Annotated in this window: 26 protein-coding genes and 2 pseudogenes; 8 read left to right on the forward strand and 20 right to left on the reverse strand. The window is 41.6% G+C overall.

The window, feature by feature from the left end:
- Positions 1 to 2: 2 nt before the first annotated feature.
- Positions 3 to 377, reverse strand: coding sequence for a phosphate-starvation-inducible PsiE family protein (locus tag PP175_RS17820; RefSeq protein ID WP_272439649.1), 375 nt, complete (start codon positions 375 to 377; stop codon positions 3 to 5).
- Between the two features lie 384 nt (positions 378 to 761).
- Here PP175_RS17820 and PP175_RS17825 point away from each other — a divergent pair, with 384 nt between their 5' ends.
- From PP175_RS17825 to PP175_RS17835, 3 genes are all read left to right on the forward strand, one after another.
- Complete coding sequence (locus PP175_RS17825) at positions 762 to 1,856, forward strand: permease (protein WP_272439650.1); 1,095 nt, start codon at positions 762 to 764, stop codon at positions 1,854 to 1,856.
- A 9-nt stretch (positions 1,857 to 1,865) separates the two neighbouring features.
- Complete coding sequence (locus PP175_RS17830) at positions 1,866 to 2,696, forward strand: TIGR03943 family putative permease subunit (RefSeq protein ID WP_272439651.1); 831 nt, start codon at positions 1,866 to 1,868, stop codon at positions 2,694 to 2,696.
- 602 nt (positions 2,697 to 3,298) lie between these two features.
- Complete coding sequence (locus PP175_RS17835; RefSeq protein ID WP_272439652.1) at positions 3,299 to 3,883, forward strand: YitT family protein; 585 nt, start codon at positions 3,299 to 3,301, stop codon at positions 3,881 to 3,883.
- Between the two features lie 106 nt (positions 3,884 to 3,989).
- Here PP175_RS17835 and PP175_RS17840 read toward each other — a convergent pair whose 3' ends face one another.
- The 13 genes from PP175_RS17840 to PP175_RS17900 all read right to left on the reverse strand — a co-directional run bounded on the left by PP175_RS17840 (position 3,990) and on the right by PP175_RS17900 (position 17,284).
- A complete protein-coding gene (locus tag PP175_RS17840) occupies positions 3,990 to 4,982 on the reverse strand; it encodes a zinc-dependent alcohol dehydrogenase (protein ID WP_272439653.1) in 993 nt (330 codons plus the stop codon).
- A 55-nt stretch (positions 4,983 to 5,037) separates the two neighbouring features.
- Positions 5,038 to 6,345 (reverse strand): MFS transporter, encoded by a 1,308-nt coding sequence (locus PP175_RS17845; RefSeq protein WP_272439654.1) that lies wholly within the window; start codon positions 6,343 to 6,345, stop codon positions 5,038 to 5,040.
- Positions 6,346 to 6,650: 305 nt separating this feature from the next.
- Positions 6,651 to 7,559 (reverse strand): LysR family transcriptional regulator, encoded by a 909-nt coding sequence (locus tag PP175_RS17850; protein ID WP_272439655.1) that lies wholly within the window; start codon positions 7,557 to 7,559, stop codon positions 6,651 to 6,653.
- A 99-nt stretch (positions 7,560 to 7,658) separates the two neighbouring features.
- Positions 7,659 to 8,858 carry a CaiB/BaiF CoA transferase family protein gene (locus PP175_RS17855; protein ID WP_272439656.1) on the reverse strand — a complete coding sequence of 400 codons (1,200 nt, stop codon included), beginning with the start codon at positions 8,856 to 8,858 and terminating at the stop codon, positions 7,659 to 7,661.
- A gap of 22 nt (positions 8,859 to 8,880) precedes the next feature.
- Positions 8,881 to 10,638: a thiamine pyrophosphate-binding protein gene (locus tag PP175_RS17860; protein ID WP_272439657.1), complete on the reverse strand. Its 1,758-nt coding sequence runs from the start codon at positions 10,636 to 10,638 to the stop codon at positions 8,881 to 8,883.
- 43 nt (positions 10,639 to 10,681) lie between these two features.
- Complete coding sequence (locus tag PP175_RS17865; protein WP_272439658.1) at positions 10,682 to 12,136, reverse strand: aldehyde dehydrogenase family protein; 1,455 nt, start codon at positions 12,134 to 12,136, stop codon at positions 10,682 to 10,684.
- Positions 12,133 to 12,981 carry a citryl-CoA lyase gene (locus PP175_RS17870; protein ID WP_272439659.1) on the reverse strand — a complete coding sequence of 283 codons (849 nt, stop codon included), beginning with the start codon at positions 12,979 to 12,981 and terminating at the stop codon, positions 12,133 to 12,135. Before PP175_RS17870 ends, PP175_RS17865 begins: the two co-directional genes overlap by 4 nt.
- Positions 12,982 to 13,092: 111 nt before the next feature.
- Positions 13,093 to 13,530, reverse strand: a complete 438-nt coding sequence (aroQ, locus tag PP175_RS17875) for a type II 3-dehydroquinate dehydratase (RefSeq protein WP_272439660.1) — start codon at positions 13,528 to 13,530, stop codon at positions 13,093 to 13,095.
- Between the two features lie 92 nt (positions 13,531 to 13,622).
- The gene (locus tag PP175_RS17880; RefSeq protein ID WP_272439661.1) at positions 13,623 to 14,459 is read right to left on the reverse strand and encodes a sugar phosphate isomerase/epimerase family protein; all 837 of its coding nucleotides are present in this window, start codon (positions 14,457 to 14,459) and stop codon (positions 13,623 to 13,625) included.
- Between the two features lie 384 nt (positions 14,460 to 14,843).
- Complete coding sequence (locus PP175_RS17885) at positions 14,844 to 15,236, reverse strand: PaaI family thioesterase (RefSeq protein WP_272439662.1); 393 nt, start codon at positions 15,234 to 15,236, stop codon at positions 14,844 to 14,846.
- A complete protein-coding gene (locus tag PP175_RS17890) occupies positions 15,233 to 15,697 on the reverse strand; it encodes a hypothetical protein (RefSeq protein WP_272439663.1) in 465 nt (154 codons plus the stop codon). Before PP175_RS17890 ends, PP175_RS17885 begins: the two co-directional genes overlap by 4 nt.
- 29 nt (positions 15,698 to 15,726) lie before the next feature.
- Positions 15,727 to 16,152 carry a Gfo/Idh/MocA family protein gene (locus PP175_RS17895; protein ID WP_272439664.1) on the reverse strand — a complete coding sequence of 142 codons (426 nt, stop codon included), beginning with the start codon at positions 16,150 to 16,152 and terminating at the stop codon, positions 15,727 to 15,729.
- Positions 16,153 to 16,780: 628 nt separating this feature from the next.
- Complete coding sequence (locus PP175_RS17900) at positions 16,781 to 17,284, reverse strand: DoxX family protein (protein ID WP_272439665.1); 504 nt, start codon at positions 17,282 to 17,284, stop codon at positions 16,781 to 16,783.
- Positions 17,285 to 18,423: 1,139 nt separating this feature from the next.
- On the opposite strand from PP175_RS17900, the gene PP175_RS17905 reads away from it, so the two are divergent.
- Positions 18,424 to 18,858, forward strand: a complete 435-nt coding sequence (locus tag PP175_RS17905; protein ID WP_272439666.1) for a DMT family transporter — start codon at positions 18,424 to 18,426, stop codon at positions 18,856 to 18,858.
- 217 nt (positions 18,859 to 19,075) lie between these two features.
- On the opposite strand, the gene PP175_RS17910 is transcribed toward PP175_RS17905, so the two are convergent.
- From PP175_RS17910 to PP175_RS17930, 5 genes are all read right to left on the reverse strand, one after another.
- A complete protein-coding gene (locus tag PP175_RS17910) occupies positions 19,076 to 19,486 on the reverse strand; it encodes a DoxX family protein (RefSeq protein WP_272439667.1) in 411 nt (136 codons plus the stop codon).
- 106 nt (positions 19,487 to 19,592) lie between these two features.
- On the reverse strand, positions 19,593 to 20,441 hold the full coding sequence (locus tag PP175_RS17915; protein ID WP_272439668.1) for a M56 family metallopeptidase: 849 nt from the start codon (positions 20,439 to 20,441) through the stop codon (positions 19,593 to 19,595).
- Positions 20,442 to 20,444: 3 nt separating this feature from the next.
- Complete coding sequence (locus PP175_RS17920; protein ID WP_272439669.1) at positions 20,445 to 20,855, reverse strand: BlaI/MecI/CopY family transcriptional regulator; 411 nt, start codon at positions 20,853 to 20,855, stop codon at positions 20,445 to 20,447.
- Positions 20,856 to 21,022: 167 nt separating this feature from the next.
- Positions 21,023 to 21,928, reverse strand: coding sequence for an IS3 family transposase (locus PP175_RS17925; protein WP_334314215.1), 906 nt, complete (start codon positions 21,926 to 21,928; stop codon positions 21,023 to 21,025).
- Positions 21,898 to 22,179 (reverse strand): transposase, encoded by a 282-nt coding sequence (locus tag PP175_RS17930; protein ID WP_272439342.1) that lies wholly within the window; start codon positions 22,177 to 22,179, stop codon positions 21,898 to 21,900. The genes PP175_RS17925 and PP175_RS17930 overlap by 31 nt, the downstream gene beginning before the upstream one ends.
- Before the next feature lie 85 nt (positions 22,180 to 22,264).
- Between PP175_RS17930 and PP175_RS17935 the strand changes: the two genes are divergently transcribed.
- Complete coding sequence (locus tag PP175_RS17935; protein ID WP_272439670.1) at positions 22,265 to 22,780, forward strand: FTR1 family protein; 516 nt, start codon at positions 22,265 to 22,267, stop codon at positions 22,778 to 22,780.
- A gap of 196 nt (positions 22,781 to 22,976) precedes the next feature.
- Here the strand turns inward: PP175_RS17935 and PP175_RS17940 are convergent, their stop codons facing one another.
- A complete protein-coding gene (locus PP175_RS17940; RefSeq protein WP_272439671.1) occupies positions 22,977 to 23,123 on the reverse strand; it encodes a hypothetical protein in 147 nt (48 codons plus the stop codon).
- 521 nt (positions 23,124 to 23,644) lie between these two features.
- Between PP175_RS17940 and PP175_RS17945 the strand changes: the two genes are divergently transcribed.
- The 3 genes and pseudogenes from PP175_RS17945 to PP175_RS17955 all read left to right on the forward strand — a co-directional run.
- On the forward strand, positions 23,645 to 24,079 hold the full coding sequence (locus PP175_RS17945) for a MarR family winged helix-turn-helix transcriptional regulator (RefSeq protein WP_334314170.1): 435 nt from the start codon (positions 23,645 to 23,647) through the stop codon (positions 24,077 to 24,079).
- Positions 24,080 to 24,153: 74 nt separating this feature from the next.
- Positions 24,154 to 24,625, forward strand: a pseudogene (locus PP175_RS17950) (NAD(P)H-dependent oxidoreductase).
- A gap of 145 nt (positions 24,626 to 24,770) precedes the next feature.
- A pseudogene (locus PP175_RS17955) lies at positions 24,771 to 25,256 on the forward strand (FAD-dependent oxidoreductase); the annotation flags it as partial.
- Positions 25,257 to 25,355: the final 99 nt, after the last annotated feature.

The following is a 25,355-nucleotide window of genomic DNA, read 5'->3' on the forward strand; positions in this document are numbered from 1 at the left end:
CATTACTCATTTCGGATTTTTAAAGAATAGCTAATCATAAGTACCAGAATAACAACGGAAAGAATTAAGTTCGCCACCGGATCATCACGGTTGACAATGATAAAACGAAGCGTCGCTGTAATCCCGATGTACAGCAAATAGCGAATGGGGAAATGATATTTTTCTTTAAAGTACGTAACAATTGTGGACAGGAATGCAAAAAACAAGAAAAACATCAACATGTCCTGCAAAATGTTGCGGACGTCAAAAAGAGGCGCCATCGCATATTGAAGGACAATCCAGACTTCGCGAACCATAAAGATAACAAGGACAAGCCCCAGCGCGATTAAGGATAAATTTAAAAACCATTGAAAAAACTTTATGACAGATTGGTTCATCGGCTTCCTCCAAAGCGTTCTCTTTCCCATCATTGCCTTTTTTTCTATTCAAAAAAACTCCACCACGACAAAACACCTGCAGGTGCATGTTATGGTGGAGTAATCGATTAGCATCAATATACTAACTGGTCATTCCGTCCGAAGAATTAAAATAGAATGCTAGCAAGTCCATCTTTACTACCATTCCATCCGTGTCATTTTATAATTCAAAATTGATTATACGCTTCTTTTCTAATAAAACAAGTCCTTTGTAGGATCGATAATAATTTAGTGATAGGAATTAGCAAACTTAATGGAATTCTAATAGAGATTCGTTAAGATAAAATTGATTACTTTGATATAATGAACCGAACAACTCTTATAAAAGTGAAATGGAGAATGGAAATGTTAAATCGTAATGTGGGCAGGTTAATCGAACTGGGTGGGCCTGTGCTTCTTGCTGTCTTTTTATTGTGGACGACTAGCTACAGAAGGATGAGTGGCGGTGGCGGGTTTGCCTTTCACTTCCCTTCCCCCATAAAAGACTTCACCACAATATTTCTTAGCATATTTCTCGAGGCCATCCCTTTTGTGCTGCTGGGTACACTTGTCTCATCCTGCATTCTCGTATTTGTGTCAGAGGATAGACTTCAGCGTTTTTTGCCGCGCCAGCCGCTTGCTGCGATTTTTCCCGCTATCCTGCTGGCTGTTTGTTTTCCCATCTGTGAGTGCGCGATTATTCCGGTTGTAAAGCGCCTTATCCAAAAAGGCATGCCGGCACATCTTGGGATTATCTTTTTAATCGTGACACCGATTGTCAATCCCATTGTTTTTTTATCTACTCACCTTGCTTTTCGGATGAATCCAGCAATGGTTTATGGGCGGATGGGGCTCGCAATCGGAGTGGCGGTTGCCGCGAGCCTGCTTGTGTATTATATGGTCAGGGATCGCTCGATTTTAAAAAGTGCCGCAGACAAGTGGGTTGTAGATACACATTCTGAACATGCGCATCATCAACATGCGCATCATGAACATACACACCATGGGCCTAACCATTCTAAAGAAACGAGCCAGCTACGTTTGACGGCCAAATTATGGAGTGTTCTCTATCATACGACCGATGAATTTTTTGATGTCAGTAAATTTGTTATCTTTGGCGCTTTAATCGCTTCTTTTGCTCAGGTTTCGCTGAACCGTGCACTGCTTGGTTCATTTGCAGACAGTATCCTAATCTCTACGCTGCTCATGATGGGGCTTGCCTTTCTCCTGTCAATATGCTCAGAGGCAGATGCGTTCGTTGGTGCCTCTTTCTCTTCCCTTGTTCCGCCCGGAGCAATTGTCGCGTTTCTGGTGTTTGGGGCGATTTTTGATATTAAGAATACGATGATGCTTTTCTCTGTTTTCAAGGCCAGCTTTGTACTTTTTTTCATGGCACTTATCACATTACTGGTTTTAGGCGGAAGTGTCACTTTTGAGCAGTTCATCATTCATATGAGGTGAGGTTTTATTATGCAGGAATTTCAAACCTGGGATAAACTAGGATTATTTCGTTCCGTGATTCTACTGGGCTTCTTTCTTTTTTTCAGCTGGTTGATTATTTCCGGAAACAGCATGCGTTATTTATCGCCGCTATTATCCCCATTTCTTTATTTTGGAGCCACTGGTTTTCTGCTTCTGACAATTGTCCAGGTTAGAAAGAGCCGGATACAGCATGGGGATGCTTGCGAATGCGGGCATAATCACCATCACCCGAACCAGCCTGCTTTCAAAAAAGGATTGTCTTACGGGCTCATTATATTGCCCCTCCTGTTGGCTGTAATCGTCCCTTATCAAGTTCCTGAAAGGGCTATTGCAGCGAAAAACAGCGCACCGTCCAGCGTAGAAGCGACTCCTTCTCGTTCTGTTCAGCCAGCAAACACCGATTCGGTTGATCCGAATGACCCTGTGCAGAAAGCTGCTTCTGAGTTAAAGAAAAAAGATAAAATTATCGTCAATGATGATAATTACTTCACCGTACTCAGTGTTTTTGATCAATACCCGGATGAACTTGTCGGCAAGAATATCCAAATGAGCGGAATGGTCTACGCGGATTCAAGCAGTTCGTATCAGAAAAAAGAACTGGGACGCGTACTTATCGCATGCTGTGTGGCCGACGCTACCTTTTACGGAGCCCCGCTCATAACTAGCAACATAGAAAAATATAAACAAGGTTCGTGGGTATCTATTGAAGGAAAGATTGATAAACTGAAAGTAAACGGTGAAGAAAGGGATTGCATCAAGGCTGTTACGATGAAGAAAATATCCTCTCCAAAGGATCCTTATATTTATCCGAGTTTCTAGAATACGACAGAAAGACTCTCACTTTAAACGATGAGAGTCTTTTGCTTTTTATTATACTTTGCTAGGTAATCAAAGAGCCATGTGCAAATGTTTAGTAATATATTATCAATTTGTGACAAATCGCTGCTATATGGGGTAATTAAATAACAAGAGACTAAAGGAGGAATGTTTATTGCTATATGAAAAGGCTCTAGATCAAATAGAACAAGGAATCGTAATCACTGATGAAGATAGCACCGTCCAATTCATAAATAAATCAGGCGAAAAAAAATTCTATGTATTAGAGGCCAGGATGTACTGAACCAAAGAACTGAGGATGTATTTTATACTATTCCCAATGAAATATGTCTCTTGAAACGTATGATTGAGGAGAAAAAGGAGTTTACACGCTTATGAACTAAACACCTGCAAAATAGCTTCTGCATAGAAACCCTTTTGCAAGTGCTTAAGCAACAAATTGGCATGCGGACAGCCGCTCTACAGTTTAAGTTCACCCTTCGTTTTCTATTGTGGAAATACAACCTTTCTTAACACGATTTACGAATAACTACTGAGCCCTTGCATAAAAGTTAAGTAAACAAAAGTGAGACGAGGTTTGCCAAATGTTTAAAAAGCTTGCATCGATAGGGTTGGGCAGCATGTTTATCGGGGTTGGGGTGAATGGGTTTATTCTTCCTTTACATCTTCTTAACGGCGGGGTCATGGGGATCGGCTTGTTGGTTAAATATTTGTGGGGATTTAAAGTGGGTCTTACGATGATTTGTTTAAGTCTCCCTATTTATCTACTTGCCTTGAAATATGAACGCCCCTATTTTTTTAACAGTTTATTTGGAATGCTTGCATCATCCATTATGATTGATATTTTGTTCCCGTTGAAGGAGTTGTTTGATGTACCTATTGCAGAAGGCGCATTTATAGGGGGGCTGTTCATCGGGTCAGGAGTTGGATTAATGTTGAGGAATAAAATATCTCCGGGCGGAATGGATCTAATGGCTTTGTTAATGTCGAAATGGTTTTCTATTAATGTGGGAATTATTATCTTTTTCATTGATATCTGCATCGTCACATTCGGCCTTTATATACTTGGTGGCCATGAATCCGTTTATTCGCTCCTAACGGTGCTCGGTGTAGGGCTTGCTTCAAGTGTGATAACTTCATTTAAATCAGTCAACATATATTTAAGCTGAAAGGATGAAAAAAATCACGGTCCTAAGGAACCGCGATTTTATCTGAATTTCGTGGTCTCATCGTTTATAATCCTCCAGGATGGAAGACATGCTGGTACTTGTATACTTACTCATTGACTTTGAAATTAAGGACGACCTTTCCATAATCGCCGGAGATGGCTGTTTCATAGGCCATTTTATACTCTCTAAATGGCACAATCTTTGAAATGACAGGTGACACATTAAATTCCTTTTTCTTCAGGTATTCTATGCTTTGCTGAAAATCATGCGGGAACGTATAAATAATACTTCCATGTAAAGTGATTTCATTTCTGACAATCTGTACAATTGGGAGGTCAGCTTGCTGCGCAAGCCCAATCAAAACAATGTCTCCACCAGGACGCACGAGTTCAACAGCCTGTTCAACTGCATTTTTAGCGCCTGCGGCTTCAATAACGACATCGAACGTGTCATCTGTGATTTCTGCAGGATGAACCGCTTTTATGTCACCTAGAGTTGTCACTCTCTGCAATTTTACCGGGTTTATATCGATGGCCGTTACGCGAGCTCCTAAATGATTGGCTAGTGCAGCTGCTAACATCCCTTCATTTCCACACCCGATGATGGCAACGGTCATGCCGGGCGCCAGGTTCACCTTGTTAAGCGCATGAACAACAACGGCAAAAGGTTCAATTAAAACAGCTCTTTCATCAGCCATATCATCTGGAATCGGCAAAACATATTTTGCCGAAATAACGAGCTCTTCCGAGAACCCACCATTGGTATTAACACCAATTGATTTCTTGTGACGGCATATGTTGGTTTTCCCTTTAAGACAAAACTCACACTCACCACAGAAGGAATTAGGGAAAATAACAACCCTCATACCTACTTTATACTTCACATCTTGGCCGGCCTCTATTATAGTTCCTACTAATTCATGACCCGGACGAAGCGGGTATGAAGCATGCTTTAAACTCCCTTTAAAGACTCCAAGATCCGATCCGCAAATCCCCCCATATGTAACTTTAATTTTTACTTCCTCATTCGATGGTGAAGGAACAGAACCACCCTCCCGCAATTGTAAATCTCCTGGTTTCGTTAAATATAATTCTAGCATCTTCTTTCCACCCGTCTCTTTGTTGAGTTTGTTACGTTTTCCATCTTCAGTTCATTTATTTTATCATAACTTTATTTGCGACGTATTCAGGCCCTTCCTGGACGGGAGGTTCAATTTGTTCCAAATCCGTCAGCAGGAATGCATAGCTTATAATGCCCAGCACAAGAAGAGCAGCTGCCACTAAGAATGCATACATAAAGGATCCGGTTGCCTGAACAATGTACCCTGTGACGATTGGGGCTACAATGGCCATCGAGTTATTGCCGAACGTTAAAATGCCTGTCAACGTTCCTACTGTTCCCTTTGGTGCAATAAAGGTTGGGATACTATAGGCAACTGCAGAGGTTACGACAAGTCCGCCAAGCGCCAATGAAATCCAAAAGACAGCGAAGTTTGCATTGTGCGTAAATGCGGCACCAATGATAGATAAACCAAAAAGCATGCTAATAATTAGCGTAGTTTTGCGCACACGTGTTGAATCGTGGCCTTTATTTACGAGACGATCCACCAGCCAGCCACCGATAACAATTTCTGAGATTGTGCCTACTACCCATGGTATCGCCGAGTACCAGCCAGATTTCAATATGGACATGCCCATTTCAGTTGCCAGGTATCCAGGAAGCCAGGTGAGGAATAAAAACCACGAATATCCATAGGCTGCAAATCCAATAAACACCGCCCAAACTTTCCGTTTGGTCAATAGGTATCGGATATTGCCCATAACCGTACCCGTTGGTGCTTCTGCACTTTGTGAACCGCCTTCGGTGATGTAGTTATACTCATCTTTTGTTAACCGTTCGTCTTCATGCGGCTCACGGTACCAGACCCAAAACACAAGAGCGTAGATAAGACTCAGAATCGCGGTTGCATAAAAGCCGCCGCGCCATCCCCATTCCGTCACGATCAAGGCAATCAGCGGAGCACCAATCGCATTAGAAAGCTTAGACTGCGCATCATAGGAAGCGATAGCCTTCCCTCGTTCGCTTGCAGGAAACCAATGGCTAGTAGCTTTGGCTGCCGCCGGGAAAAAAGGAGCTTCACCAACGCCTAACAACACCCTGGATAAAATAATTAATCCCCATCCATTAGCCACCGCTGTTAACAGACAGGCTGCCGTCCAGATCATCGTACCTATCCTCGTTACCCATTTCACCCCTATTTTATCTAATAAAGGACCTACAGGAATTTGAAGAAAGGCGTAAGACCAGGCAAACGCAGATAAAAAGATTCCCATCTGGCCTGGGGTCAAATTAAATTCTTTTTTTAACAGCGGCATTGCGATCGACATATTTGTTCGATCAAAATAGTTCACGATAACACCAATCGCAATTAAGAAAGCTATCGACCAACGGTGTTTTTTCATAAACTTTCACCATCCCCTTTTTTGGTTAGTTAACTGGCAAGCTGTATGTTGATATCCTATACTATAAACCTTATTTTGTACAAATTTGATAACTTTCTGTAAGTTATGCTATTGGTCCACAAAGTTAGCGCTTCCAATTTGATGTTAAATTGATACGTACCAAGCCAATTTCCGTCCCTTTTGCGTCTGCTTTTAGTCCCCAAACAAGTAACCAACTCCTAATATTCAAAAATATTTAATTATTCTTTCTATTATTATAACTTGTGATAGACTCTTATAAAAATAACTATAAATCATGAAAACCATCACTTGTTGTAATGGAAGGGCGTGAATTCAGCCAGACCACTCCTTTCCTCTACAAATGTTTTAAATTGCCTTACAGTGGGGGACATATAGCCATTGTTCCGCCATGCCATATAAATCATTCTTCTGCATACGGGCTCACTTACACGGAGGACCGAAAGTTTTGTCATATCAAGACCAGCAACGAGGGGGATAAGAGCTACTCCAAAATTTGACGCAACGAGGCCGGCTATCGTTGCATCTTCAACACCTTCAAAAGAAATGGAAGGTTGGAATCCCGCACTTTGGCAAAGCCTCTCAATAACATCCCGTATCCCACTTTCATGTTTATAAGTAACAAAGGGTTCATTGGCTACTTCTTTCAAACAAACGTGTTCTCTGTGCGCCAGACTATGGTTCTTGGGAACGATTAGAAATAATTCCTCATTAACGATAGGTACCGTGTTGATATGGTCAGCTAGTTCATTCGGGGAACAAAACGCCAGATCTACTTCTGCAGACTCCAAATGATTCAAAATTTTTTGTGTTGTATCCTGTGTTAATTGAAACTTTATATCAGGGAACTGTTCTCTGAACAAACCAAGCAAATTGGGCACAAATCGTGATCCCAGCGTGTGGATAAATGCGAGAGAGACAGTTCCATGGAAAGGATCAACCATATCTTTAATTTCTTCTTTTGCAATATTGATTTCCTGCAGGATTTGATTTACATGCTTTAAGAATGACTTTCCGTATTGATTTACAATAACGCCCCGAATTTTCCTTTCAAACAACGGAACGCCCAATTCTTCCTCAAGCCTGGCAATAGAACGACTCAGTGCAGGTTGGGTAAGCGCAAGTTCATCCGCAGCCCTCGTAAAATTTTGATACTTGGCCAATGTTTGAAAGTATAAAAGCTGATACAAGTCCATCGAGGCTCCTCCTGCCATTCGTTCTGATCTAAAAACCATTATAAAGCAGAAAAATAACATGATAAAGCTCCGCCTGCAAGAAGAAAAAAAGTAACTCTTCTATATAATATTCTTTTTTTCTAGTTCATTTATTTCTGCTTCAGTCAATCCTACCATCTCTTGAAGAACTTCATGATTATGTTCTCCCAGCTCAGGAGCAATGCTGCGGATGCTCCCTGGTGTTTTTTCAAATTTAGGAACGATGCCTGGCACTTTGATCTCTCCCAATCTTGGATGGCTGACACTCACAATATTTTCTCTTGCTTTGTATTGAGGATGTTCAAAAATATCTTTTATACTTAAGATTGGGCTCACAGGAACGCCATGTTCGTCTAGTGTTTCAAATAACTCCTCTCTATCTTTTGTCCGTATCCAATCCGCAACAATTTTATTTGTCTCCTCATTGTTTTCCAGGCGTTTTGAATTGGTATAAAACTTCTCATCTGATATCATATCTTCACGATTCATCGCCTTAGCTAGTCGATTAAAGGTAGAATCCGTGCTTGTGACCAATACAATCCAATGATTGTCTCTCGTTAAGAACGTGCCTGATGGACTGGAATGTCCGTTTAAACCAGGCGCCCTTTCCCTCACTTTACCAAGTTGATCGTATTCGGCGACCAGAAACTCCATCATTCTAAATACGGTTTCATATAACCCGATGTCGACCATCTGTCCACAGCCATCCCGATGGGTATCCCGGTAGTAGATCGCGGTTACGGCAGCGAACGCTACGTAAATTCCCGTGATATAATCAGTCAGCGAAAAAGAAGGACTAACAGGATGCCTATCTGTAAATCCTTGAAGATAAGTAAAACCGCTAAATGCCGTTGCCGGCGTTCCAAAGCCCGCTTTTTCCCGGTAGGGACCGGTCTGGCCGTAGCCAGACACACGAACCATAACGAGATTTGGGTTAGCCTTTTTCAGCTCCTCATAACCGGCACCCCATTTTTCTAACGTACCAGGCCTAAAATTTTCAATGACCACATCAACTTGCGAAGCGAGCTTCTTGAAAATTTGTACGCCTTCAGGTGTATGCAGATCGAGTGTCACGGATTTTTTATTTCGAGATAATCCGGGCCAGCGAAGCGGTTCACCATCCCGAAAAGGTCCCACGGTGCGCAGGGTATCACCCTTTCCCGGCATCTCAATTTTGATGATCTCCGCTCCGAAATCCCCAAGTAATACGGCCCCAAAAGGAGCAGCAATCATGGTGGAAACATCCAGTATTTTTATCCCTTCCAATGGCAAGTGTTTCATTATGGTTTCTACCTCGCTTTACTTAGACACTTACATGAGATTTGTTTTCATTAGGTGAATAAATGTCAAGAATATTCCAATGTCCGGTCGTCGGAACTGGATTGTTTAGCATAGCGACATCAATGACAACCGGCTTATTGGATTCAATTGCCCGTTTAAGCGCAGGCTTAAATTCCGCTGCGGACCCAATCTTAATGCCTGCTACGCCATACCCGTGGGCAATGGCCGCGAAATCCGGAGAATAGACCTCGCCATCTTTCTTAAATACCGTGCCATATGTGGTGTCATAGTGGGCTTTTTGCAGACCGGCAATGGTACCGAACGCACCATTGTTCATAATGACCCAGACGACCGGGATGTTTTCTTCAACAGCTGTAGCCAGCACCGAAGGATTCTGGCCGAAACCACCATCCCCAACCAGGGAAACAACCACCCGATCCGGTTGTGCCAGTTTAGCTCCTAAAGCGGCCGGAGCACCAAATCCCATCGTACAAAAGCCTCCAGGCGTTAATATCGTACCTGCTTCATATACGGGGAACTGCTGCCCAACCCCATTCTTGTTCCAGCCTACGTCGGTTGTAATAAAAGCATCTTTCGGCAGTACTTCCCGTACCTCTTCCAGGATGCGCTCCGGTTGCATGGGGTACGAATTGCTTGAAATATTTTGTTTGTTGCTGTTCCTGAATTGTTCACGGTAAGCAGCAATTTCCTGTTTGAGCGCCTCATTCTGCAATCCGTTGGGCAGAATTTTCTTCGCTACGCGGTTCAAAACGGTCAATGCCTGCTTCAAATCCGCAACTGCACCGATTTCAACTGGATAATTTCTTCCGATTTCGTTCGGATCAATGTCAATATGAATTAATTTGGTCGGCGGGAAATTAAAGGTGTATTCCGGCTCCCAAGAACTCGAATCGGCTTCGGCAAAGCGAGTGCCTAACGCGAAGATATAGTCAGCCTGCTTGCATTTATCATTGATAAATTGCGTGCCCCAGAATCCTGTCATTCCCAGCGTGAAGGGATGATCATCTGACACAGCCCCTTTGCCCATCAGTGAATAGGCTACAGGAATACTTAAATGGTCTACAAATTCCCTTAATTCTTCGGAAGCGTTAGCGAGCATAATCCCGCCACCCACATAAAGAAGAGGATTCTTAGCGTTGATAAGCGTTTCAACAATTCTTGTTGCCGTTTCATCGTCAATCGACGGTTTGTGTAACGTTTTCGTATGATTATCCAGTTTTTCAAAGAGAGCCACATCTACTTCTTTCGAGAAAATATCCATGGGTACAGACACAAGCACTGGCCCCGGCCTTCCGCTTTCCGCTAACTGGAACGCCTTCTCAATAATTTCAGGAAATAAATCCGCACGATCAACGCGCCACGCACGCTTCACGAATGGGCGATAAATTTCATATTGGGACGCATCGGCGTGCAAATTGATTTCCTGATGTGGATGCTTTCCGTAATAGTGACTCGGGATGTCACCAGCAATGACCACCATGGGAATTGAATCAAGCGCTGCGTTAGCTACGCCTGTAGCTGCGTTTGTTAGTCCAGGCCCCAGGTGACTCAACACCACCGCAGTCTGCTTCTTGGCACGGGCGTATCCATCAGCAGCATGGGCAGCAATTTGTTCATGCCGCACATTGATGAATTTAATGGGGCTGTTATCGAGCGCTGACAATACAGCGATGTTGGTATGTCCGCAAAGGCCAAAGATATGTTCGACCCCTCTGTTTTCGAGATACTTTACCAGTTGATGAGATATTAGGTCTTTCATTTTTAAGCCTCCTCATTTAAAATTAATAGTTGAAGAAAACCAATCAATTAGGAAGTTGAAACACGATCATTTTTGTTTCCGTCATATCTTCTAGAGCATAACGAGGACCTTCCCGTCCAATCCCGCTGTTCTTCACTCCACCATATGGCCAATGATCCAGTCTAAAATTAGACGTGCCATTAAGTACTACGCCTCCTACTTCCAGGGCATGGGCAACCTTATAAGCAAGATCCATTCGGTTCGTAAACAGGCCGGCTTGAAGGCCAAAGCAGGAATCATTGGTCTCCTGAATTGCTTCCTCAATGGTTTCGTAACGAATGATGCTTACAACCGGACCAAAAACTTCCTGGCAAACAACTTTACTATGTTTCGGTGGATTTAATAGGACAGTGGGCACTACTGTCGCTCCGCTTCTATGGCCGCCATACACCAGTTCTGCACCTAAATGAATCGATTCTTCAATCCATTCCATGACACGCTCCGCTGCATTTGTCCCTACCAAACAACCAACATCGGTATCTGGAAGAAGAGGATCCCCAATTTTCAATTTTGCTACTTCTCTTTTTAGAAGGTCGGTAAATGCCGGTACGACAGATTGATGTACGTAAATTCGTTGAACAGAAATGCAGCTTTGCCCCGAATTGCTAAAGCCTGTTCTTGCACACATGGCTGCAGCACGATCCAAATCCGCATCTTCATGGATAATGGTTGATGCATTTCCGCCGAGCTCCAGGAGCACTTTTTTCATACCGGCCAGTTCACATATATTTCGTCCGGCGGTAACTCCGCCCGTAAAAGAAATGACATTTACGCGATCGTCTTTCACAATTTGCTGTCCAATTTCTACTCCGCCGAGAACCATGTTGATCGCATGATGAGGAAATCCTGCTCTTAGCAACAGTTTCAAAAGTTCAGTAGCGATTAGAGCTGTTTGCGGGGCAGGTTTTAATACCAGGCTGTTTCCAGCGGCAAATGCCGGGCCGACCTTATGGCAAACAAGGTTGAGTGGCGCATTAAAGGGGGTAATGGCGCCCACGACGCCAACTGGAACACGAAATGTGGCAGCAATGGCCCTCGTTCCTCTTTCGGATGCATCTCCCTGCAATGTTTCACCAAACAATCTTTTGGCCTCTTCGGCAGATTGCTCTAGCGTTTCAATGGAACGTGATACTTCATCAAGCGTATTCTTTAATGGTTTGCCTAGCTCAAGAGAAATGAGCGCAGCAAACTTCTCTTTCTCCTCTTCTAGTAATGCGGCAGCCGTTTTTAGGATTTTTGCCCGCTTATTCGATGGAATATTTGCCATTTCCTTTTTAGCAGCATGCGCGCAAGCTAGTGCATCCTCAACGTCCTCTTTAGTGGCTAAAAATTGCTCTCCAATGACTTCGCCTGAATAGGGGCTTTTTATTTGAAGCGTTTCTCTATCCGAGCCAATCCAGTTTCCGTTAATATAAGATTGCGCCTGTTTCGTGATCTGCTCCACCTGTTTGATACTCATACTTTTTCACCCTCTTTTTCTAAGTGCCTGATAGAAGGGCCGGAATACTGAACCAGATCATCCCGGTTCGGACAAGGCCCTTTAATTAATACGCCGTTCTTCAGCTCTTCAAAAGCGTGTGCAACAATTCCCATCCCCCGTGACAGGGCGAATATTCCTTTTGCCGCTTCTGCTGGAATCGCTAACTCGCACTGAATAGCGGCGGATACCCCATCTACATTCATCGTCATTTTCTTCTTTTTCTTTTCTTCCAGAATAGCTCTATACTCTTCCGCGATTCTCAAGTACGTGCCTGAGATTTCACCTTCTTCTACTAACGAATGCGCCAGATGATAGAGCCTTGTTACACGCGGATCATCATCGTGCAGCTGGTGGCCAATTCCCGGCAATTTTTCTTTGTCCTTTTGTAACCGCTCAAATTGTTCCCTCGCTACAAGCGCTACGGTGCTTGCGGTGCCCACAAGTTGGTTCGTTGCATAAAATAGTTTCATCGCTTTTTCAGCGGCGCCTCCATGGATATCGCCTAATAGATTGATGCCAGTAGCTACACAGGAATTAAAGGAAATGCCACATGTGGCTGCCATTCTGGCCGCCGCAATGGATGGGGCCCGCGGTCCGTGGTCCGCGCCTGCCACAAGAACGCTTTCAAGCAACCGGGCCTTCTTCTCACTAAGAATGTCTCCACATAGAAGAAAATAAAGCATTTGACTGTACGAGAAGTTTCCAATTAACTCTTCAATTGGATAACCTCGAATTATAATTTCATTTTTCTTAATATTGCTGATAGACGTATCCCACCAAACAGCTCCATTAGAATACGCTTCCAAAGCGCTTCTTCCTGCCATGCTTACCCTCCTAAAATCATTGATCGCTTGAAAAAACAGATAAAAATAATGGGGTTCTACCTTCTACAGAATAGACCATTATGATTTGCCTTTTTTACAATCCATACACGTTCATCGTGCCGCCGCTAGGGCTCCTCTCAGGCCAAGGAGATAGCTATCAACCCCAAATCCGCAGATTTGGCCCTTTACAATTTCAGCGAACACAGAATGATGCCTAAACTCTTCCCTGGCGTGAACATTGGACATATGAATCTCAACAATCGGAACCGTGAGAATGGCAAGGGCATCCCGAATGCCGTAACTGTAATGCGTCCATGCCCCGGCATTGATGATAACGGCATCCTTTTTCTCGAGAAATGCCTGATGAATCCTCTCACACATTTCACCCTCATGATTGGTGTGAAAGGTCTCTACCTCCACTCCCAACTCTTGTGCAAGATCACCCAGTTGCTCGTTAATCTGTTCAAGAGTGATCGTTCCATATTGTACAGGGTCCCTCATTCCAAACATATTGTGGTTGATTCCATGGAGCATAAGAATCTTTTTCATATAATCTCCTCCTAAACGTTAAACAGCTGAGCTTGCCTGTTGTTCTATGTCAATAAAAAACGTTGCCACCCAAAAACGTTGTATTCAACATCCTAGAAACCAGAGATATTTTGCATGCGGGGGTGAGCGGCGAGATAGTCCTTTGCCGAATGCAAACAGCGCCGCGCAAATTCTTCATAACCTAATTCCTGGGCACGCTTAACGTTTGGCAGCTCAATCGAACAAGGGATTTCGGGAATCCGGTTCACGATACTTGCAACATCAATACCATCCTCATTTAAATACAAACGCTCCTCACGAAGGATGCGGGTCATCTCTTGCTTCCATCCTGGAATCTCCGCCGGCGCATTGCACAGATGGAGGAAACGAAACCATTCGCGGGGTACCGCGTCTAAATCCTCAACCCTGTCTCTTGATCGATGGAAATGATGAACATCGATCATCAGGCCGGCATTTTCCCGATTTACGGTGCGAAGAACGTCAAGTGCACCTGCAAGGTTGTAGACGCTGGCAATGGGAACGAATTCCAATTCGATCGTCAGTCCGAACGGTCTCGCCAGATCGCAAAGTTCAGCAAAGCGTTCGATAGCAAAATGGCGATCATCCGTCCAGATGCTGCTCAAGACATGGCGTCCGCCAAGTTCCGCAGCGGCTTCCATAGCGGGCAAATAACGTTTCGGATCGACGCCGTCATAGATGCGTGCCAGCTCGATGTCGAGCAGCTGGACGCCGGTCTCGGCAAGCGCCGTTTTTGTTTGCCGCAGCATCTCTTTATTTTCAGCCAATCCATAGTTGGGCTCACCTGGCAGGCCCATGTAGATCGGGCGAAAGCTGACAAAATCATAGCCAGCGCGCGCGGCGATGTAAGTCATTTCCGGTGGTGGACACCCTAGCACGGTAAGGTGGGCTAGCGAAAATTGTCTGGTCATCTTCTGATTCCTCCAATCAAGCGGTAATGCTATACAAGTGAATTCCTTCATTAATGCTCAGGATGAAAGGGATTACATTCTTTTCGAACGAAATGGTAAAACATTTTAAATACTTATTTGATAGGCATTGATGGCTTATCTATTTTTTAATTTGTACCCTTTTCTGAATTATAATTTCTTTTTATCTATTAATAAAATTACTAAAAATCATCATTTCCATGATTTTTAGTAATGCCTATTAGAAACATCGAATGACATATAATCAGTCAACTTAAACGGGATAGCCGTGTACTGCTGCCAGGTAAAACGAAAACAGTGATCCCAGTTTTAACTAGGATCACTGTTTTCGTTTGCAAATGAACTTTTCATGTTCGGTATACTCGTTTATTTTGTATTCAAGATCATAAAGGTACCGGTGCCTACTGCCACCAGGTCTCCATTGGAATCAAAGATTTCGGCCTGCCCGAACGCCAGTGATTTACCGCGATGATAGAGTTTGGACTTGGCAACCAGGTATTCTCCATGCGCAGGGCGGATATAGTTAATTTTCAACTCTACTGTTGGGGAAATTTCCTCTTCTGAAAGCACAGAGCGTACAGCAGAACCGACCGCTCCATCGATGAGTGTCGCCAGTACCCCTCCATGAACAGACCCTCTTCTTTGATGCAATTCCGGCGTGATATCAAGTCGTAATTCGGCATGTGCTTCCTCTATCTTTGTTTCCTTCATTCCAATATAATCCCAAAAAGGAGTCATTCCCGGTTCTGTCTTTCTCATTTTACGCTCCCCGAAGCTGGCGAAGTTAATGCATTTATGCGCTGATTAATATAAACTTTCTGCCCGGTTTCAGCAGACTTTTTAATCGCGTTTACCACCTTAAAGGTTTCAAGAGAGTCGATCCCTGATACAAGCGGTTCCATTTGGCCCCTCAATACATCAACAAAATGTAACAACTCCGCATTCATTGGATCGTTTTCCTCTACATCAATTTGTTCGACTGCTAATTTATGTTCCCAACCGTACTGATCTTCCTCATAGGTGTATACATTAAAGCTCGGGAAAGCTATGCTTCCTTTTGTACCAAAGAAGTAGTAGCAATTTTCGTCATATAAACACTGTCTATGTTTATGTCTGTTACGTATCTCAGGTTGTCGATATCGTGAATCCCATAATAAGAAGAGGGCCACCTCCGGGGGAAACTCTCCAGTTTTCTTCGAAGTATGGTCGTTTTTTGGCAAGAACCCACATCATGTTAACGCCTACGAGATCACCAATTACGCCTGAAGGAAAGAACTTCTTTTAACTTTTTGATTCTACTAGAAAAACGCCGATGGTGCCCAACCATTAACTTTACATTATTTTGCGCACATTCTTCAATCATTGCTTCTCCATCTTCAATGGTATCAGCAATTGGTTTCTCTACCAGAACATGTATCCCCTTATTGGCGCATATCTCCGTTGCTTCCCGATGCAAACGATTAGGCAGGGTCACAATTACGCCATCCAGATTACATTCATTAATCAAATCCTTGTAATCTGCATATAAAGGTACATTTAGGGCCTTCGCTCTTTGTATCGATAATTCGTTATTACCAGCAACAGCCACCAGTTCTACCCCTGGTAGGTTTAAAGCATCCATTGCAAACTTATATCCATGGTTCATACCCTGTATAGCTATCTTAACTTTCTTCATTACAACCGCATCCTCCTTATACTTTCTATTAACTCATTTCTACCAATCATAATTCGTTGTCTTCAGGCTGCATTTTGCTTTCGGCGTACGTATCAATAATAAATACGACACTTCGATTAAAATATTTTGATTATTATGTATATAATAAAACCATAATTCATCTTAACCTGATAATTAAATAATTAAAACTCATCATTTCAATGATTTTTACGAATGCTTCTTCATATAAATTTTCATGATTCAAATTAAACGCAAGATGCAATCAAAAAAATGCATAGTATCTTAGCTATTCATACCCATTGGTTGTGGATGATCAATGGATAATTTTTTTAAAGGTATTTCGTTCGTGAGTCATTTTTAATTATCTAATTATCGCACTAACTATTACAAGAAAAAAACCCTACTCATCACACGGAAGTAGGGTTCATTATTTAAAATTATGAATTGGTATTCGCCAGAATTGGGTTGGCATGCTTCTGTTGTGAATATGTTGCATTCTTAAAACATCACCTCAATAATTTACTAAACACATCAACTTGTGAACATACCAGTCATCGTTTAACTGTCCATTCATTTGGCCAGGTAAAATAACCTCCCTTAAGCTTCTTTCACAATTTAACACGTAAAGTTAAAAATGAACTTTCTTATCTTTATGTTTAAATGTAAGGGTATAGTGGGCTTTTAACCAAGGAATCATGTAACGGTCAAGTCCCCAGGTGTAGGCTGCAGCACCTGCGATGAGAAGCAAAACTGCGATAGTATACAAGATAGGGTTCGTACTTGTTGTTCCTGCCAGCATGAAGTTCAGGTTCATAAAAATTCCCGCAAACAGAGCAATGGTGGTAAATGCACCCAGAATGAGTCCGACCCCAATTAGAAATTCACCCCAAGGTACAATGAAGTCAAACAACTCAACATTCGGGAGTGCAAATCCTCTTAGAAAGGCTGCATACCAGCCTTGTACTGCTGGATGTGCGCCACCAGCATTGGCAATGGCCCCTTTCAAAAATCCGGTCGCATTAAAACCACCCATAAGTTTCTCCCAGCCACTTACAATCCATTCATACCCCAGCCAAAGTCGAACCAGTGTCCACACAGGAACCATATAGTGAGCTCTGTATTTTTGTAGCATGATGGTTATCCCCTTTCCACTCTACTTTTTGCTCAGCTTTCAACTTCGCCTGGTTCCTTATCTTGTTCACTTATGGTGGATTATCACCTCCTTGTTTTCACTTATACTATACCATAAATTGGGTTACATGTGATTGTTTTCACATGTTCGTCGACATATAGTAACATAATAGACATGCAAAATTCACGATTTATCCATTTCAAAATGGCATGTAGAATACTGCAAATTTGTCTTCCTATATAATGGCGTTTATATTGGGATAAACTCTCCAATCCATTCGGTTCACCACAAAAAGGAATGTTTCCTCACTTGAAGAATACCTCCCTTGGATAATCTTTGCCCAACAAATACGGGGTAACGCGTTGATCCAATGATAACACGCTGACTGGAAGTTGCCACGCATAGGGTTAACCCTTCCTAGATACTGTGATGTTTGGCACAGATTTACTACGTATCAGTTTATAAAATGTAAGTAAACCATAGCAGACATCTTTTATGAGTATAAACGACGACTATATTAGTGATGTCATTGAGAAATGTATAAATCAGGAAGGCTCACGAACAAAGAAACTCCAACAAGTTTTGTTTCTTTGATTGATACATTATAAAATGGGATGGAGTGTTAAAATGTCGAGGAAGTTTCACATTTTCACAGCTGCAGTGCTTTTCCTTGCCGGAGTTGGATTTGGTGCTCATCTCTACCATGATACTGTTAATCTGCTCAAGCCAACTCTTTTTTTTGTTGCCGTTGTAGTCGTTGCTAGAATAGTGTATCTCTTAATGAATCGGGCTCACTTTTCGTGGAGTACAGCGAGTTCATCCAGTTCCGCGAACAAAAAATACCAAAAGGCGTTACGCCACCAGAAACAGCGTAGTAAATTGAAAAAACAACACGCTTCTAAATTGCCATTCACTACATCTTCTTCCAAGAAGCGAAAAAAGGTGAATCAGCACAAGCTCTGCCTTCGACGTGATTATCCATTCCGAGTTATAGAGGGCAAAAAAAACAAACCAAGTAAAAGGATAAAAACCTCTTAAATGTAGTAAGTTCCCGTAGCTCATGGTCCATTGAAAAGCGGAGGATTCTCACTCATTTATCCTAAAAGACTTCCAACATAGCTATTTAGGAGGAATAATAAATGAATTGGTTATTTGTAGGTTTAACAGCAATAGCCGGAGCTGTGCTGTCAATACAAGCGGGTGTTAATGGCGCCTTGGGCAGGAAAGTAGGTACGATCGAGGGGGCTTTGATTTCTTTCATAGTAGGCACGTTGGTTCTTTTTCTCGTAACCATTTTTTTCGGCAAAGGCAATATTTTGTCTGTCGTTTCTGTGCCGAAATGGCAGTTGCTGGGTGGTGTTCTGGGTGCCGGATATCTTTTTGTTATGGTACTTGTTGTACCTAAAATCGGAGTTGGTTCTTCATTAATCGCTGTCATTGCCGGTCAGATCTTGATGAGCACTCTCATTGATCATTTTAATTTTTTTGGGGGCAAACAGATACTTATTGACTGGAAACGAATAGTGGCCATTCTATTGATGGGATTTGCTCTGTATCTATATAACAAAAGATAGTTTTTTCCTTTGTATACCTCTCGCTCAAAATACGGCTATAAACTCCAATGAAGGAGTTTAAATGGCTTTTTTTAATGAAATTGATTTGTTGCTGATCCATACAATACAGCTTTGAAAAAAACGGCATCATGTAGATGCCGTAATCAGAAAAGATCTGATAAATAAATCAATTTAGTCGTTTACGTAAATAATAAATCATGGTTCTACCGACCTTCGTTTAGCTTTCTAGTTCTTTGCTTACACCCACTTGACGCGTAAATTGTTTATCTAATGAAAGGAATGAATTTCCACTCAGAAAGAGTTGCAGCGACATCGCTAACAATGCTAACTCGAATTCATATCCTCCAGCAAATCCTTTTCCCCATTTTGCAGTAAATATTGCTCCTAACATATCTACAACAAAAATAGCAGAAAATATACGAGTGCCTAATCCCAGTAGTAAACAAACGCCACCTACAATTTCGACTCCACCTACCGCATACGCTAAGAATCCGGGTAACCCCATTTTTTCGAAAAATCCTACTGTGTGGACAATCCCCATTTGAAATTTCATTAACCCGTGAATAAAAAAGGTGATACCTAGTACTAAGCGAACGATAAAAGAACCTATTTGTTGATTTTTAAACATTTTTAATTCCTCCTTAAGCATGTCCAATCGATTCATTTAAAGCTAATACTCCAAGTCGCAGAAGACACAAAACTACACATTGTAGTGTAATTTAACAAAAAAAATTTTATGACAATACAAGGACAAGCATCGTGCACAGCAATAAAAGCACATTGATGGATACCACTATTGGTGTAAGCGGTGGGTGTAAAGGCACCGTAGTGTCAGGATCAACAAGTTTCCTAATTCTGTAATTAATTGCAGTATCTGCAAAAGAGACAAAGGAAAAAGGCATACTTATAGATTTTTCTCTTTTTAACAGTTTTAATAAGGCACTGCCTAAAGCAACAGGTGTACCCATTGTATTTATTGCATGATCATCAGCTAAGACTTCTCTGATCATTTTGTATCGTTGCTGTAACCACCTTAAGATTGGGATAAACCATAAAACAGAAGCAAATAGAGAGAGCAAGAACGTTTTCAAAGGATCTCTATGTTTTTTATGATAAAACTCATGATGAATAACCGCCTCTACCTCTTCCTTTTTTAATAAATTTAATAACCCGGTAGAAAGCATCACTTTGGGCTGTATCAAACCCATCGTAAATGCGAACGGAACTTTGTGGTTAATCACCGTTATAATTTGATGCTCTTTGCTGTAATTTCTGTTCAGTTCTTCCGTGAGTGATCCATCTCTTAATATGATTATTTTCTTAAACACTTTTTTAGATAAAAATAGCTGCCGTATCGTTTTCCATATCACAAAGAAACCGGTGTAAAAAACCAAAAGGTCTAGAACATAGCCAACAGAGTATAGCCCAAGAGAACGCATCTCATTCTTGCATAATAGAATAACATTAATCTTTATGTCCCAGTTGAACAGTAAATGTAAAGCATAAGCTCCTAACTGTATAAAGACCATTGATGCGATGAAGACACACGAAATAAAAATCACTTTTGACCGATTTTCCCACATGAATTATTTTCCCTTTAAATCTTTTATTTTTTGTTCTAATTTATCCAATAAAACTTGGTCCACATCTTCTAGAGCATCCAGCATATGACTAACAACCAACGTTCCAAATTCATCGATTAGTTCATGGGTTAACTCTTTTGATTGGTTTTCTAAGAAGGTTTGTTTTGTCAGAACAGGTTTATATAAAGAAGTTCTTCCCTCAATCCTTTTTTCCAATATTTCCTTATCGACTAATCGGTTCATTACAGTCATAACGGTATTAAAGTTGATGGCCTTTTCTTGCTCTAACTTCAGCTGAACCTCTTTAATTGCCATTTCTGATCCATTCCATAACACATCCATAATTTTGGATTCCAACGGGCCAAAAAAGCGGTTCAACCCCCTTTCGTTGAATTTAAAGTTTTCTATTTTCATTTACAAGCACCTCACACTACGAATTGTAGTGTGTGTAGGATAAGAAGTCAAGGTCTAAAAACAGTGGATTCCTTTGTTAATGAAAAATATATGCACGGCCAGTATACAACAGGTGAAGGATTTAAGAAGCAAAATATCTGATGTTACGTCAATATCATGGACCGATTTTAAGACACCTTTTGTTGAGCTAACAGCTTGGCATATTCGTTTGGTGTTCGATAGCCCAAGGCGCTGTGGATTCGTTGGTTATTATACCAGCCTTCTATGTACTGAAAGATGCGAAGATGTGCGTCCTCAAAATCGTTAAATTGCATACGATACACCAATTCTTTTTTTAGAACAGAGTGGAAGGATTCGATGCACGCATTATCATAGGGGTAGGCCTTTCGTGAATAAGAGGCACGGTAGCCGTCGTTTTTTAAGGCTTCGATATATGCAGTTGATGTATATTGAACGCCTTGATCGCTATGGATAATGAGATTCTTAGTAGAAGATAGCTGCACCTTCATACGGTTATACGCTTCGAGTACAAGTGCTGTATCAATGGTGCGGCTCATATTCCATCCCACGATTCGCTTCGTTTTCGCATCATAGAATGAGGCTAAGTAGACCCAACGGTCTCGTTTGGTGTAGATGTAGGTGATATCGGTAAACACGACATTGCCAACTGTTCGTACATCGAAATTTTGGTTCACTAAATTGAGGCGTTCAGGTTGCTCTTTCGAGCAAGCAGCACCATGAGCTGGTCTGTATTTCTTTTGAACAATGGACCTTATTCCGTTCTCTTTCATGATGCGTTGCACACGTTTGATCCCAACACGCTTACTCTTTTTCCGAAGTTCAGCGTGAATCTTTGGAGCCCCATAAAGCTTTCTTGAGTCGAACCAGATTTGTCTAATCATGGTCAAGAGTTCTTTATTTTGTTGGGATCGTTTGCTCTCTGAGCGTTTAAACGCCGCATAATAGCTCGATTTAGCTATCCCCAGGACGCGAAGTACTTGTGTAATAGAGTACGTCCCCCTGAAAGAATCAACAATCAGCTTTACTTGATGGAATTGGGTGGACTGGCGAATATGGCGACTGCCTTTTTTAAGATTTCATTTTCCATTTTCAACTCATCAATTCGCTTTTGAAGTCGTTTAACGTCAGTAGGATTCATCGTTGAACCGTCTGCTTGCACCGTAGGTGTCAATTGCTTCTTCCACTTGTAAATCATAGACTCGGTTATGCCATATTCGCGGGAAAGTGAAGCCGTTGTCTGCCCGTTCTGATTTAGCTCCACAATCATTTGTTTAAAGTTCATATCATACTGTTTTCTTGCCATGGTAATCTCCCTCTTTCACACTTCATTGATGATTATACGAAGTGTCTAAGAAACAGTCCACTTATTCAGGGTAACACCAATCAGCTTGTCCGATTTTATTGGAATGCTCCAGAAGACTAAGGCCGATATTCAAAGCCAAGACCAACAGTCCTCTCTCACCGATATCACGAAGGTACGTGAGTCTTGGTTAAGTGTGGAGGGAACTGTAGTCGCACAGTCCGCAACCGTATATAACGATACTGAACGCGACATGGTTACAGTAAATGCGATGATATCGTCTCGTAATTACAATGGGGCTACAAAAGTTCTTGATAAAATGGTTGGCTACTTAACACCGCTTGCCAGCAAGACCAGCTATACCATAGGGCTGCTAACGTTTCTTGCCGTTTTTCGGGAGGGTACAGAAACTGTCCTGTTCGTTATTGGGATGGTCAATCAAATTAGCCTCCAACAATTATTACTTGGTATTTTAATTGGTATTGGGATATTGGCGATTGCCGCTTATCTTATGCTCGTTGTAGGTGTGAAGTTACCAATGAGACCATTTTTCCTGGTTTCAAGTTTGATTGTCTTCTACCTGTGCTTCAAGTTGCAGGGTTAGGCATTCATAGTTTCCAACTCGCAGGTTCCCTGCCGTCCACCACAGCTTCAACCTTGCCAAGCATTGATTTTTTAGGTTTTTACCCTTCATGGCAAAGTGCTCTACCACAAATCGTCCTATTCTTATTTGCTGTGGTCGTTTTAATTTGGAATAAAATCAACCAACAAAAACAAATACAGGAAACAACAAACTAAAATCACATGGAGGATTCATCAATGAAAATCGTAATCAAGATTGCTGCATTCGCTATTCTATCTTCCATTACCTTAACGGGCTGTAGCTCTGCCAATAACGCTGCCCCAAGTACCCCTAATTCCACAAGCCAATCAAAACCGCCCCGCAAACATCCTCCCCTCGTTTCACAATAAATAGACACCGTTTTTTTCATTACTTTGAACAAGAAAAAAAGCGTGCATACCAAACACCTGATAATGTTGATGCTGTTACATGGTTAAATGAGGATAGCATTCAACTGGTTTACGGTTTTAGAAACTTTAAGTTGACCATTTTTATTACAGTGGTGTAATTACGGTTGCCGGGGGAGCACGACGGATTCCCTGTGAGAATCATCCCTTCGCTAAACCGGCAGATAAAACTATTAGGAAAGCGAGAAAACTATGAATCCACTCATTGGTCTGGATATATCCAAAGGGCAAAGTGAATAAAATATGTCCAAAGTTTAGTGAATGAAGCTAAAAGTCGCGGAGGACACATCACTCCTCTAGGCACGATACTGGATCCCGAACTTTTTGAAAAAGGATATTTTAAAAAGGCTTAGCCCACTCTCCAACATTAAAATTGACATAGGAAACATTTTCGTTTAATATGTTGCTATATCAACAGTTGTTATATCAGTAGCTTGGGGTGATTCATTTGAAATTATCTTTTCATGATTATATAAGCATCTTTGTTCATCAGACAGACTTAACCCTTACAAACCACATTAAAAACAAATTAGCTCCTTACCATCTCGCTCCAGAACAAAATTTGATTATGATGCTTCTGTGGCAAAAAGATGGTCTAAATCAAAGTGAAATTGCCGAAGAACTAAAGAAAGAAAAATCCAATATTACTCGTATGATTTTTAATCTTGAACAAAAGGGATTTATTCGAAGAGAAAACATTGAAAATGATCGGCGTTCCTTAAGGGTTTATCTTACTGATGAAGGAAAAGAACTTGGTAATCATGTGATTCCTCTTACTGAAGAATTTAATGAGTTGGTATGCCAAGGAATTTCGAATGAAGAACTTATGGAAGTTAAGAGAATTCTTTTGAAGATGTGTACCAATGTCCAATAGAACAAAAGGTACCTTTCCGCCAAACAGTTGATATAACAACCATTCTTAAATCAAACAACTAGGGGATAGTAAAAATGGCTAACAATGTTCTTTTTATCAAAGCAAATTCTCGTCCGATTGAGCAAGCTGTCAGCGTCAAACTGTATTATGCTTTTCTTCAAAGTTATAAAGAATCTCACCCAGAAGACGAAGTAACTGAGCTAGATTTATTCGCAGAAAATCTTCCCTATTATGATACAGATATGATAAATGGCATGTTCAAGCTCGGAAAAGGACTAGACCTTACTCCGGAAGAAAAGAAAGCAACTGACATCGTTACGAAGTACCTGGATCAATTTCTTAAATGCTAGAGGTGGTGTATATTCCGAAGGACCAGCATCTTCTATGAAAATGGCAGTTAATTACATGACAAACATGTTTACGTTCTTTGGGGTAAAGGATTTCACAAAGGTTATCGTAGAAGGACACGCTCAAACCCCTGATAAAGCAGAAGAGATTATTGGAGAAGGAATCCGAAGAACTACCGCTGCCGAAAACCACTTCTAATTTACTGTAAAGTGTACAAGATGTTTTCATATCAACATACATGGGTACTTAACATTAACTTTCGACTATAAAAAACAAATGGGTACATACCTTTCTTTGTCTTATAGTCAGTTTTTCATAAAAAATAAAAAAGGAGTTGTTATATATGTACGATATTGCCATTATAGGAGCTGGTCCTGCCGGGGCGAGTGCCGCATTGTTTGCTGCAAAAGCGGGAAAGAAAACGTTGGTGCTTGATTCCGATAAGAGCATGACAAAGCGGGCATGGATTGAAAATCATTATGGGATGACGGAAATCTCAGGACCAGATCTTATCGAAGTAGGAAAAAAACAAGCAAGTAAATTTGGTGCCAAAATTGTTGAAGATAAGGTAACAAATATCATCAAAACAGATACAGGTTTCCAAATCGAAGCAGAACAAGGTTCATTTGAAGCACAGCACGTAATATTTGCTACCGGTGCTCTTGTTGAACTAGCGGAAAAAGTAGGTCTTAAAACGAAACCTGGAACGGAACCTCGAATTAAAACGGTATTGGATGTAGATTCGGCTGGTAAAACAAACATCGATGGTATTTGGGCAGCGGGAACCATTGCTGGAGTTAGTGTACACACTATCATTACAGCAGGAGACTGTATCTAGTAATCTAAAAGTGGGCCACCGTAGTCACCGAAAATTCCCCCATTATATAATTAAACCCTACAGATATTATTTCATAATGTGGGGAGCCTG

Source organism: Aneurinibacillus sp. Ricciae_BoGa-3 (assembly GCF_028421645.1).
GTDB lineage: Bacteria > Bacillota > Bacilli > Aneurinibacillales > Aneurinibacillaceae > Aneurinibacillus_B.

Excerpts from the sequence above, each read along its gene's own strand:
- PP175_RS17820 (WP_272439649.1), bottom strand. The coding sequence starts at position 377 with ATGAACCAATCTGTCATAAAGTTTTTTCAATGGTTTTTAAATTTATCC.
- PP175_RS17825 (WP_272439650.1), top strand. The coding sequence starts at position 762 with ATGTTAAATCGTAATGTGGGCAGGTTAATCGAACTGGGTGGGCCTGTG.
- PP175_RS17830 (WP_272439651.1), top strand. The coding sequence starts at position 1,866 with ATGCAGGAATTTCAAACCTGGGATAAACTAGGATTATTTCGTTCCGTG.
- PP175_RS17835 (WP_272439652.1), top strand. The coding sequence starts at position 3,299 with ATGTTTAAAAAGCTTGCATCGATAGGGTTGGGCAGCATGTTTATCGGG.
- PP175_RS17840 (WP_272439653.1), bottom strand. The coding sequence starts at position 4,982 with ATGCTAGAATTATATTTAACGAAACCAGGAGATTTACAATTGCGGGAG.
- PP175_RS17845 (WP_272439654.1), bottom strand. The coding sequence starts at position 6,345 with ATGAAAAAACACCGTTGGTCGATAGCTTTCTTAATTGCGATTGGTGTT.
- PP175_RS17850 (WP_272439655.1), bottom strand. The coding sequence starts at position 7,559 with ATGGACTTGTATCAGCTTTTATACTTTCAAACATTGGCCAAGTATCAA.
- PP175_RS17855 (WP_272439656.1), bottom strand. The coding sequence starts at position 8,858 with ATGAAACACTTGCCATTGGAAGGGATAAAAATACTGGATGTTTCCACC.
- PP175_RS17860 (WP_272439657.1), bottom strand. The coding sequence starts at position 10,638 with ATGAAAGACCTAATATCTCATCAACTGGTAAAGTATCTCGAAAACAGA.
- PP175_RS17865 (WP_272439658.1), bottom strand. The coding sequence starts at position 12,136 with ATGAGTATCAAACAGGTGGAGCAGATCACGAAACAGGCGCAATCTTAT.
- PP175_RS17870 (WP_272439659.1), bottom strand. The coding sequence starts at position 12,981 with ATGGCAGGAAGAAGCGCTTTGGAAGCGTATTCTAATGGAGCTGTTTGG.
- aroQ (WP_272439660.1), bottom strand. The coding sequence starts at position 13,530 with ATGAAAAAGATTCTTATGCTCCATGGAATCAACCACAATATGTTTGGA.
- PP175_RS17880 (WP_272439661.1), bottom strand. The coding sequence starts at position 14,459 with ATGACCAGACAATTTTCGCTAGCCCACCTTACCGTGCTAGGGTGTCCA.
- PP175_RS17885 (WP_272439662.1), bottom strand. The coding sequence starts at position 15,236 with ATGAGAAAGACAGAACCGGGAATGACTCCTTTTTGGGATTATATTGGA.
- PP175_RS17895 (WP_272439664.1), bottom strand. The coding sequence starts at position 16,152 with ATGAAGAAAGTTAAGATAGCTATACAGGGTATGAACCATGGATATAAG.
- PP175_RS17900 (WP_272439665.1), bottom strand. The coding sequence starts at position 17,284 with ATGCTACAAAAATACAGAGCTCACTATATGGTTCCTGTGTGGACACTG.
- PP175_RS17905 (WP_272439666.1), top strand. The coding sequence starts at position 18,424 with ATGAATTGGTTATTTGTAGGTTTAACAGCAATAGCCGGAGCTGTGCTG.
- PP175_RS17910 (WP_272439667.1), bottom strand. The coding sequence starts at position 19,486 with ATGTTTAAAAATCAACAAATAGGTTCTTTTATCGTTCGCTTAGTACTA.
- PP175_RS17915 (WP_272439668.1), bottom strand. The coding sequence starts at position 20,441 with ATGTGGGAAAATCGGTCAAAAGTGATTTTTATTTCGTGTGTCTTCATC.
- PP175_RS17920 (WP_272439669.1), bottom strand. The coding sequence starts at position 20,855 with ATGAAAATAGAAAACTTTAAATTCAACGAAAGGGGGTTGAACCGCTTT.
- PP175_RS17930 (WP_272439342.1), bottom strand. The coding sequence starts at position 22,179 with ATGGCAAGAAAACAGTATGATATGAACTTTAAACAAATGATTGTGGAG.